6 protein-coding genes are annotated in these 11,610 nt (G+C 58.1%); 2 read left to right on the top strand and 4 right to left on the bottom strand.

Features of this window, described 5'->3' with window-relative positions; all coding sequences use genetic code 11:
- Positions 1–125 precede the first annotated feature (125 nt).
- From ACR0D7_RS16875 to repA, 4 genes are all read right to left on the bottom strand, one after another.
- Positions 126–5,876, bottom strand: coding sequence for a DUF3320 domain-containing protein (locus ACR0D7_RS16875; protein ID WP_480680065.1), 5,751 nt, complete (start codon positions 5,874–5,876; stop codon positions 126–128).
- 336 nt (positions 5,877–6,212) lie between these two features.
- Positions 6,213–7,328, bottom strand: a complete 1,116-nt coding sequence (gene repC / locus ACR0D7_RS16870; protein ID WP_480680064.1) for a plasmid replication protein RepC — start codon at positions 7,326–7,328, stop codon at positions 6,213–6,215.
- Between the two features lie 178 nt (positions 7,329–7,506).
- Positions 7,507–8,466: a plasmid partitioning protein RepB gene (repB, locus tag ACR0D7_RS16865; RefSeq protein WP_480680063.1), complete on the bottom strand. Its 960-nt coding sequence runs from the start codon at positions 8,464–8,466 to the stop codon at positions 7,507–7,509.
- A complete protein-coding gene (repA, locus tag ACR0D7_RS16860; RefSeq protein ID WP_480680062.1) occupies positions 8,466–9,641 on the bottom strand; it encodes a plasmid partitioning protein RepA in 1,176 nt (391 codons plus the stop codon). Before repA ends, repB begins: the two co-directional genes overlap by 1 nt.
- Before the next feature lie 416 nt (positions 9,642–10,057).
- On the opposite strand from repA, the gene ACR0D7_RS16855 reads away from it, so the two are divergent.
- Complete coding sequence (locus tag ACR0D7_RS16855) at positions 10,058–10,333, top strand: helix-turn-helix transcriptional regulator (protein WP_480680112.1); 276 nt, start codon at positions 10,058–10,060, stop codon at positions 10,331–10,333.
- Entirely contained in the window at positions 10,333–11,565 is a 1,233-nt protein-coding gene (locus ACR0D7_RS16850) for a type II toxin-antitoxin system HipA family toxin (protein WP_480680061.1), read from the top strand. The genes ACR0D7_RS16855 and ACR0D7_RS16850 overlap by 1 nt, the downstream gene beginning before the upstream one ends.
- Positions 11,566–11,610 lie beyond the last annotated feature (45 nt).

Below are 11,610 nucleotides of genomic sequence, written 5' to 3'. Positions count from 1 at the left end.
CCACCTCTTCGGCAATGGCCGCGTCAAAGATCCTGACAAAAGCGGCGCGGCTGGCGGTCTGCACCTAGTCCCGCAAATCGGGGTCGCGCAAGGCCAGTGATTTCAGCGGTGAATCCAGATGAACGTCAGCTATGTGCAGAATCTTCTTTGCCCGTCTGTTCCCCGTACCACCGCATGATCTCCTCAATCTGTTGACGCGCCGACCCGCTGACCCGTGACAGGCCAAGGTGACGCGCCAAATCCCCCGCCGGATCCTCTGAGGCCTTCAGGTCCGTGCCGATCTCATCCAGTACAGCCGCGACCTCGGTACGCGACACATCGCGGATGGCGCGGTTTTCCAGCCCGCGATATCGGATGCGATCCTGATATGTTCCAGCCAGCCAGACAAAAGGCGTTCCGAACTCATCATGCAGTTCAGCCGCGCCAAGCGCGTGTTCCACCCGGTCCATGATCTTGCGACCCGTGCGCTGCCATCCATGCAGGTTCGCAACTTCGCGGCCCAGATTGCGCAGAGGCATCGGAGCCTGATCCACCAATATCTCGTGAACGATCTGCCGCAGAACCCCCATATACCCAAGATCAAAGAACCGGTCGGGGTCGGCCTTTGGCGTTTCCTCTCTGACCGACTCGGGCGCCTGCCCCCACGAGGCGAAAAGCTGAGGCTCATCGGTCTCTTCCGGCGCGGGTTTCGGCGGCACGCTGTCGGCCTGAGGCGGCTCGGGCGCAGGCAAGGCCCGCACCTCTGGCGGGCCTTCTTCCTCAACCTCAAGCTCTGCTTCCTGTCGCGCCGCGCGGTCTTCTTCCAGCAGTGCTTCCAATCTTTCATTTAATCGGTCGACCACCGCCGCCGGGTCGCGGAACCAGTCGGTCGACCAGATACGCAGGATCGTCCAACCCAAACCTTCCAGCACGGTCTGACGCACCTTATCCCGATCACGCGCTGTGGCAGAGCTGTGATAGGTGGCCCCGTCACATTCGATCCCGGCCAGATAGGCCCCTGCCCGATCCGGGTTCACAATTCCAAGATCTATGCGGAAGCCCGAGACACCGATCTGGGTCCGCACCTCCCAGCCTTTAGCGCGGAACGCCTCGGCAATGGCCTCTTCAAACGGGTTTTCAGTCGGTCCAAGCGATCCTTCCTCGCGCGCGGCCAGCGCAACCGAGCCGCGGTCGGCATAGTCCAGAAAGGTTTTCAGATCACGCACCCCGGTTGCACGGGTGCGCGACAGATCGATTTGATCATGGTTCAGCGAGGCGAACACATGCAACTCGCACCGGGCCCGCGTGACTGCAACGTTCAGACGCTTTTCGCCGCCATCCGCATTCAGCGCACCGAAATTCATCGACAGTTTTCCTGTAAGGTCGGGCGCAAAAGTGATCGAAAACAGTATCACGTCACGCTCATCCCCTTGAATATTCTCAAGATTTTTCACGATCACCGGTTCTTCACGCTCTTCTGCAAAGAACCATTCAAGCTCGGGTGCATCACGCCGCACCTTATCCAGCAGATCAAGGATCAACCCCTGTTGCTGTGCGTTGAAAGTGATCACGCCCAGCGTCGGCCGGTCCTCCTCGGGGAGGGCCAGCCAGGCAGTCAGGCGCTGTCGGATCAGCGCGACAATCGCCTTTGCTTCATCCGCATTGGTGCGCCCTGCCCCGCGCGCATAGGTGCCGTCGATCTTGTGGAATTTCACAGCATCACTGCCCGTGCTGGGTGCAGGAAAGGTGACAAGGCCTCCGTCGTAGTAGAAATGGTTCGAGAATGCGATCAGCGCCTCATCCCGGCTGCGATAGTGCCAATCCAGCCTGCGCGTCGGGATGCCTGCGGTCGCCACCTCATCCAGAATCGAAGGCATGTCGCCAATCATTCCTTCGCCGTCATCCTCGGCTTCGTCGCTGCGGCCAAAGAAGTTCGTCGGCGGCAACTGCTTGGGATCACCTACAATGATCGACTGTTTCGCCCGCGCAATGGCACCAATGGCGTCCCAAGTGGTGATCTGCGAGGCTTCGTCAAAAATCACCACGTCGAACGTTGCCTGCCCTGCCGGAAGATACTGCGCAATCGACAGCGGCGACATCAGCACGCAAGGGGCCAGTTTGGGCAGAACATCGCCCAGATTCTCCAGCAGAGGCCGGATCGCCATCGACGGGCGTTTCAGCCCCAACTGATGCCGCAACACGCCCAGTTCCGATTTTCTGGGCACCCCGTCCCGTGCAGGCAGACGGTGATGAATGCGCCGCATGACTTCCCCTGGGGCATGTTCGGCGACCTCGTCATCCAGCTTGCGGAAGGCCGCAACGATATCCTCATGCTCCCAATGGGCGAACTGGCGCAGCGGGTCCGACGCATCCATCGCCAGCGGCAACCACCACCGCGCATAGGCGCGGCGGCATTCGGCGACCGGATCGCCTTTCAACTGATCCGCCTCAATTGCATCGACCAGAGGCGTCAGCCCCGCGGCTTTGGCCTTGTTCCGAATGGCAACCCAGCGGGTCCAGTCCGCAAGCCGCCCGCGTTGCGCCAGTGTCTGATCCACGGCCTCCAGAAGATCGCGTAAGGGCAGATCGGTGTCCACCAAGCCGCCAAGCCCAGCGAACTCGGTGATTGCCGCATTCAATGCGCTGTCCGCCGCCTGCCAGTCCTCCATTGCCTGTCGCACTTCACCCGCGGGCCCTTCCTCCAACGCAGCGACAGTGGCACCGAACGCAACAGTATCGTTGATCTCAGACTGCGCACCGGCCAATGTCGCACGCAACGAGATCGCCTGAGCCACCCGCCCCTTCAATCTGTGCAGCGACCGGTCTGCGCCGGCGGTATCAGCTACCGGGCTATCCTGCAGCACTGCCAGCTGTTTGCGGCACTCTTCCAACGCTGGCAGATCCCTGCCCGGTTCAACCTGTCCCGAGCTGGCATAGGTTTGCAACAGCTTGCGGGTCTTGCGCTTTTTCAGGGCGGAAAATGGCCAGAACCCCGCCTCACCCGCGCGCCATTCCGCATCCAGCTGATCCAACGGCAGGCGTTTCATATTGTCTTCGGTGTAGGACGCGCTGCATTGGTCCTGCGCGTCCATGAACGCAACAAGCGCGGTCTCGAACTGATCCACTTCGGCGTGCAGGTCACGCTCTGACAGGCGCGGCAACATGCGCAGATCGTCCGCGTCGGGATCAATACGGCGCGAAAGGTCGGTCAGCAGAGCGCGACGTTCCGGCTTCAGCATCCGGTCCGGGGTCAATGCCAGCCGCCCTGAAAGATCCGAAGATGATCTCATGGTGCGGTCGATACATGCCCTCAGGGATTTGGCCTGGTCAATGATCTGGTCTTCCCAGGCATGTGACCATTCCGCCTCGCCGACCAATGGCAGCGGTGTGCCGCCACCTACAGCTGTATAGGTACGGCCAAGTTCCTCGGTGATCTCAAGCAACCGGTCAAAACTGTGCTGATCATGGGCATCCTTATCAGCGAAGGACAGTTTCAACCCTTTTGGCGCCTCCGCCGTCCATGAAATCGCGTCAAAGACCGAAATCCCCTGCGCGCCCTTGGCATGAACCGCCTGCACATAGGTGTTGAGCTGGTCGCGCTTGATCCGCAGCTTCTCGGTGATGTCCAGCCAGTCTTGTTCACTGGTGGCCGAGGCCCTGTCCCATCCCCGGCCAAGCTGCGTCAGAACCCGCTTGCGGTCGGTCTTGTTGGAATGCAGCTCGAGCGCCGCGTCGCCCAACCCGTGTGCCTCAAGCCTGCGTTGCACGACATCCAAGGCTGCGGCTTTCTCGGCGACGAACAGCACCGTTTTACCATGGGCAAGACATTGGCAGATGATATTGGCGATGGTCTGGCTTTTGCCGGTGCCCGGCGGGCCGATCAATACGAAATCCCGCCCCTCAGCTGCTGCAACGACGGCTGACAATTGCGAGCTGTCAGCGGGCAGAGGTGTAACCAGATCCTTGGGTGCCAGTCGGTGATCCATCTGTTCGGCCGGGATCGCGTCCCCTGCCCCGCCCTCAAAGGTCTTGTCAGGGTCGTCGACCAGATGCGCCACCAGCCGGTTATTGCGCAACTGATCGGTGCGCTCGACCAGATCTTTCCACATCAGGTATTTCGAGAATGAAAAGGTCGAGATCGCGATCTCTTCCACAACCTCGAACCCCGGCACTTCGCGCACCCGCTGGCGCATCCATTCAAAGATACGCGGCAGGTCGATGCCGCTGTCGTCGCGGGGCAATTCGCCCTCAAGCTCGGGCAGGGTCAGGTCGAAATCACGCTTGAGAAATTCCAGCAAGGTCGAGTTGAACCGAACCTCGTCTTCGTGGTGCAGGATTCTAAAGTCCGACCGCGCCGATTTGCGTTCCAGCTTGATCGGGATCAGCAGCAGCGGAGCACGATAGCTGCGCTTTTCGCCCTCTCGCTGCCAGCGCAGGAACCCTGCCGCCAGAAACAGAGTATTTGTCCCACCCTCCTGAAGATCGCTTTTGGCTTTTCGAAACAGGGCCAGCAGGCGGTTGTCAGCGTCCTTGCGATCCAGCGGCATCGTGATCTGCCCGCGGTTGAACGCATCCTCCGTCGCGCTGTTTATGATCGCATCCCGTTCCTGCTGCGACAGCTGACGTTCACCAATGGGATCGTCCTCCATCAACGGATAGGCGCGGAACGCCTTGTCCGCGGCCAAAGCGTCCTCCAGAGCACCAACATCGGGCACCAGGCAGGGCACTGTCTGCTTGCTTGGCTTGAAGTTCAGCAAGCGGTTGCGCAGCGACAGGTCCAACAGCTTCGCCTGCCAACGCTCGATCCGCCCTTTGGGCGTGTCGGGCACCTGTTCAATCACTTCCGAAGGCAACAGGCCAAAATCGATCGGGTCCGGCAGTTTCGCCGGGGCAGCCTCAATATGCTCGGCCACACTTGCATCAGCCGCCGCGTGGCTGGCCAACGGACGGATCCGGGCCGAGCGTGCGCGGGTGATGTCAACGGCCATCAGGAATTCCTGCTCACGATCCTCGGACAGACGGGACCGCCCGGCCTCGACCGCCTGTTCAAATCCGGCAGTCGGGCGTTGTGTCAGCAGCGTGGTTTCGACCGGAATGAATTCTTTCGCCTGCGCCGCCTTGCGCACGGTGATCACGTCAGGCTCGGTCACATGCCCAAAGTCCCGGTTGGTGAGCCAGACCCCGACCCAGGCGTGACCATAACTAAACAGGACAACCGGATGCAACCCGGCCTGTTCCCACGCGGCGGCCAATAATAGCGAACTGTCCAGGCACGTCGCCAACCCCTCGCTGCGAATACGTTCGGGCGCACGGATCTTCTGCCCCTCAACCTCGAACGAGGCAGGCGGGTTGGCATAGGTCAGCCCCATACCGGTCACGGCCGACCAGATTGCGCCAGCGATCATCCAGGCGCGCTGCGGGTCACCGGATTGATACCCTTCAAGCGAACCATCATGCCCGCCGCGTTCCAGCAACACAGACGCCTCTTTGAGGATCGCCGCCACCACGGGATCATTCGGAGATACAAAGGCCGCCAGTAGCCGGTCCATGTCACCCAGCCCGCCCCATTGATCGCGGGCCAGCAGCTCCAGAGGCAGGGTTTCTGACGTCAACGGCCCCTCGTCCGTCGAAGCCTTCAGGGTCAGAGATCCGATTTCCGTTTCATTGAGACCGGCCAGCTTCTGAACGTCCAGAGGTGTGGCCAGATCACTAAGTTCCATACTCCCCATCGGGGACAACCGGTCGATGATCCAGGTTTTCGATTTTAACACCGTCGGCTGCGCGGTCAGGGTGATCTGGATGTTGTCCAGCGTGTTTTTAGTCGTATTGGTTATCGACAGCGCCTTGAGAACGGGGATGTCATTCTGTGCCGAGGCGAAATTTACCTTCTTTGCCATGTCAAATTGGAGGCTGGCAGAAGGAGCGATCGTATCGATTGTTTCGGCCGCATTGTTGTCAGCTGTCGAGGCTTGAGAATGGTCTGTGATCATAAGTCTTTATTTCAAATTTTCTGACGCAATCGTGGCGCGCGCTTGCCTTTTTGGGATGATGGTAAACAACCAGAAATACATGTATCACTCTGTAACTTCACGCAGGATACGTGAGGAATGCCGTTGCGCAAGTGGCAAGCTCTGGAAATCCAATTCAAAGTGACCACAAAAGCGCTCACATTTCGGATCGCATCAAGTTGCCAGCCTCTAAAACACCCTACACCTTTGTTATTACGCACTTTTTCAAGTTGTCAGCTGACAATTTTCTGATTTCCCCTTGTTTTCCAAGGCTTTCAGCATTGGCATGCATGAAAATGTGCCTGCCTGCGCTTTTTGCGTCAGCTTGCGCAAGTAGGCGCCGGGGCTTCGAATGTCTTGCAGACGTTCAAGGATGCAGAGGACGGATGTTGCTGCGGCTATGGCTCCCATGCGGACTCGTGCTTCGTTGAAGACCGGAGGATCAATTCCAATCATGGGTGACAGTTTCTCAGCTACTGTCACCAACTCGGCCCATCCCGTGATGGGTTTGGGATAGTAGTCCTGAAACTCTGTACACGTATTGAGAACGATATGGAGATTGCTGTTATCGTTTTTTTTGTCAGCCGGGATTTGCCGGCCAGAGATCTCTTCTTCAGAGTCAAATTTAGATTCAGATGAATCCTGTATGTGCCGCTCATTTTGACTGTCAGGGCCGCTCAATTGGATAGTTCGCAATTCAGGCTGGTGGTCTGCTTTGCCTGTGTTTTGGTCGGCTGTGTCTTCCATTTCACGGGTCAAATCTTGCAGTGCTTGCTCCGAGGATTTGCGACGCAGGATCAGGCGGGCGTTTTCGATCAACGCGGCAAAGCGACTGTCATTCAGAGCAATCAGCTGTTGCCGCGCCAAAGTGATCCGGTCGCGCAGAGTTCTGATGCGTTCAGTACGCCGTGTGGCCTGCTCAGCGGTCAGAAAAATCTGATCGGCGTGGCCGTTCAGTGGTGACAGATCAAAGCCGAAAGCCAGCTCGACCCCCTGCCCCACCCTGCGGGCATAGCGCTTGCGGTTGGGGCTGTCATGCCGGTTGACAAGACCCAGTTGCACCAGCCGCGCCAAGTGGCGACGCAAGGTGCTTTCGGGCATTCCGTTCAGACGCTCGGACAGGGTGCGGTTCGCAGGAAATACAACCGCCCTGCCCGGCTCGGTCGGAATATCGCGGTCCGGTAGAAAGGTCATCAAGGCCTTCAGCACGGTCAATGTGCGATGAGAGATGTCGAAATCCGCAGATGCGGTGGTCAGCGCGGACAGCACCTGCCATTTGTCGACAGACGTTTGGGCAATAATTACCCGCCGCCCAAAATCACTTTGGGACGCATGTTTCATATTTTTGATCACGAAACACAAAAAATCCCTGCCCTGCGCAGAGCACAGAGTTGACAGGACCGATTCGGAGGGGCTATTTCAAGGGTGCTAAGATTGAAAAGGGCCTTCCGGGATCACTTGTCCTGGGGGGCTTTTTTATGGTCTGCTCGTGCCTCCTGTGGTTGCTTCCTCTGTGGTTTTAGTCTTCCGACCGTTCGTTTTTCCAGCGGTCGTGAAGTTCGGTTAGCAAGGCCTCAGCGTTGGTTTCGAACCAGGCGTCAAAGCCATCTGCGGTGCGGGACGGGATGTTCAGGGTTACTCCGCGACTCGTCAGCCGGACATCGGCCAGCGCTTTGCCCGCAGCATCGCGCAGGGTGCGCGGTTTGGCTGGAGCGGGTTTGCTGGCGCTGGGTTTTTTCTGCGCGTGTTTCAGTACCGCCTCAAATCGCTGGTCCGAATCCAGCGTCAGAAAGTCGGGCCTGTTCATGTAGGTGCTGGCGCGGCTGGCGGCGGCTTTGTCTTTCAGAGTATCGGCCAGCGTCATCCAGCGGTCGCGTCCAATTTTTGGAGCAGAGCCGATTTGACGCAGGAAGGGCAGGGGGAACGCCGTCCCGACCTTGAGCATGCGCGTCACCATTGGCTGATCAATCGACAGGGCCGCCGCGATGGTCTCGCGGTCGTATCCGGCCTCTTTCAGCTGCGCAGCAAAACTGGCCTTTTCGATAAAGGACAAATCCTGGCGCGCAGTGTTTTCCTGCCCCTGCGCCAGAACCAGCGCGTGGTCGTCCAGTTGCCGCACCATGGCCTTGACTGGCTGGCCAAGCTCTTTCAGTGCCATCAGGCGGCGGCGGCCATAGACGATCTCGAATCGGCCCGGTTCCTTGGCGTGCGGACGCAGCAGGATCGGAACCTGCTGACCATAGGTGCGCAGGCTGTCGACCAGTTGCCGGTGCGCCTCGCCATCCGTGCCAAGCCGGTCTTTCAGCCCGGCATCGTCGATCAGGGCGCAATCAATCTCTTGCACCGCGTTTTCCTGCAGTTTCGACAAGGATGATTGCAGCGCGCCAACCGCGCCGCGTGGCATCATCCGCGGTTTTTCGGCTTTCGCTGAACCACCGGACGAGTTCAGGTTGGTTGTCAGAATGCCTTTGCGTGCCATCAGCGCCCCCATGCATGTTGAAGCAATGTCTCGACCTCGTCATTGACAAGATTCAATGAGTCCACAGCACGGTCATAGGTGTTGCGGTGAAACTGGCTGCGTTCGACCTCGTATACCGTCTGCTGTGTCAGCCCGGCATCGGAAATCGCGGTGGATTTCAGCATCGGCGCAACCATGACCTCATTTCCGAACAGCTGCCGAAGGAAGGCGACAACCTGTTGCTGGGGGCCATCGCTGGGTTCATAACGGTTGATCAGAAACCGCAGGAAGTCGAAATCCATCGGGGCGCCGGCGTCTGCGACAACGTCCAGCAACTCTGCACTCATTTGCAGGAACTGGGACATCGAAGCGATGTCCAGCATGTTCGGCACGACTGTGATCAGTACCCCCGTCGACGCACACAGCGCGGACATGGTCAGATAGCCCAGTTGCGGCGGGCAATCGAAGATGATCACATCGTAATTGTCCTCGACCTCTTGCAGGGCGGTCGCCATCCGGGAAAAGAACGCAGGCTGCACGTTGTTCAGCAATGCCTGCGGGGTCTCGTGCTCGAATTCCTGCAGGATCAATCCTGCCGGGGCCAGATCAATACCGGTGAAAAAGGTTTTCTGGATGATGCTGGGCAGGGGCAGGGGGTCTTCGTACCGAATGGCATCATAGATCGTGCCTGATTGTAGAAAGTCGTATTCAGGGCGATATCCGAACAGAGTGGTCAAGGACGCCTGCGGGTCGATATCGACGGCAAGAACTCGGTATCCTTTCAACGCCAGGCGCTGCGCCGTGTGGATCGCGCTGGTGGTTTTGCCCGAGCCGCCCTTGAAGTTCAGGAAGGACAGAACCTGAACCTTGTCACCCGGCTGGCGACCCTTGACGTAGGTGCCGGTGGATTTGGCGGTCGATTCCAGTTCCTTGCGGATGGCCAGCAGGTCTTCGGCAGAGTAGTGGCGGCGCCCACCGGGGGTGGTATGCACATCCTGAATCCGGTTGTCAAAATGCAGCTTGCGCAGGAAACTGGGCGAGATACCCAGCAGACCGGCGGCTTCTCCGGCACTGAACAATCGCAGTTCCTTGCGCGCGTCCGGCGCAAACACTGTCATCATGTGGCTTTCTAAAGCCGCAGTCAGGTTTTCAGCGTTCTCACGAACACGCTGATTGATGTGGATCGGTTCAGCCACGTCTGCCCTCTTTCAGTAACGCTGTTTTTCGCCAACGCTGTTTTTATCGTTTTTTTACGCAAGAAGAGGGGGGTTTGGCAACAGTTTCTTCAAAGTCGAGATATCGCAGGGCCTGCAATATATAGTAGACGAATGGTTTCCAAGAACAATTAGTTACGTAACAGAATGAAAATTATGAATAATTTGGAATACCTCTCGATTCTATGGAAAATTTTGTGAAACGTCAGTGATTGCTCCGGATCAAAGGTTGAAACAGGCTTTCGGGAATCAACCTAAAGCGGGGCAGGGGACGAAAACGGGTAGGATTCGCAGATATCATTTGGCACCAAAAGACATTATATTAATCTTAGATGGGAAAATTTGCGTGAAAGGGCAATATATTGACCTTTAGCTTTGAGGCGCCGACACCTGGCTCGGTGCAAGACAAGATTCGTTTATCTGCCCGCGGTCTACGCCTGGCTCATAACATGACACAGCAGGCTTTGGCCGAAAAGTCAGGCGTGCCGCTGTCGACACTCAAACGGTTTGAACAAAGCGGGGAGATTTCACTGGTGACACTTTTGGCGATTGCCGGGGCGTTGGGGGCGCTGGACGCATTCGAAGATCTGTTCCCAGAGCCTGTAGCTGCGTCACTGGAGGAATTGGGGTCCACAAAGGCTGACCGCAAGCGGGCCGGAAAAAGGCGGGGCTGATGGCGGATCGTCTGAACATTGAACTGGACTTTGGCGATCATCGGCGTGTGGTAGGACAGGTGGCTTGGGTCAAGGACCAGCGACGTGCCGCCATTGAATGGGCCCCGGAGTTCGTCGCAAACCCACTGCCGGTTTCGCCATATGCGATTCGATCCTGGCAGGGGCTGCATTTTGGCGACCATACGCCGTTTGACGGGCTGCCCGGTGTTCTGGCAGATTCACTGCCTGATGGCTGGGGCCGCTTGCTGATTGACCGCGAGTTGGCACGGCGGGGCAGGGCGGTTCATGAGCTGACGCCAGTGAACCGTCTGGCCATCGTGGGTCAGCACGGCATGGGCGCGCTTTGTTACCATCCCGAAGAGGAGCTGACCAAACAGGAAGAGATCGACCTGGATTGGTTCGCCAAAACTGTCCAGCATATCGAAGAGGACGTGTCCGTCGAAGACTTGTCCCGGCTTCGTGCAGGAAGTGGCGGCTCGGCCGGCGCGCGGCCAAAATTTGTGGCGTTGCTGAACGCTGAAACTGGTGTGCTGCGGGATCATCGCAGCACTGCAGGGGAGGGGTTCAGCCACAACCTTATTAAATTCCGATCCTCGTCCGACCCGGTCAGTGCCGCGCGTGAGGAACAGGCCTATGCTGAAATGGCGCGCGCGGCCGGAATCAACATGTCGGGTACACGATTGCTTTCGACTGGTTCGGGTGAAGACCTGTTCGCAACCCTTCGCTTTGATCGGCCCGAGGGTCGGCGACTGCATATGCACACGGTCGCGGGTATTCTGAACGCCGATTTCACCGCTCCGGTTGTGGACTATGAAACCTTGTTGAAACTGACCTATTTCATGACCAACCATCAGGGCGACGTCGAAGAGATGTTTCGGCGCATGGTGTTCAACGTTCTGACCCACAACCGCGATGACCACATCAAAAACCACGCCTTCCTGATGGACCATCACGGAACGTGGCGCCTGTCGCCCGCATATGACCTGAGCTTTTCCGACGGTCCTGGCGGCGAGCACCATCTGAGTGTGAATGGAAACGGCAGGAATCCGACTCATGAAGATTTGGTTGCAGCAGGAGAGGGGTGCGGCATCCGAAAACGGCGCGTGCTTGAAATCATCGAGCAAGTGCGCCTTGCGGCAGAACAGTGGCCAGTCATTGCAGACGTAAGCGGAGTTCCTGAAGATCGAAGTAGAGAGATAATAAAAAGATTGAATTCGGTCGGCAAAAGTTGATCAAGGCGGCCCCGATTTCTTTGGTGCGATTGCAGTATTGTGCCC

The sequence above is a fragment of the Ruegeria sp. BB7 genome, assembly GCF_056539365.1.
Note: the sequence above shows the minus strand (reverse complement) of the source record. Positions and strands in the feature narration are given on the sequence as shown.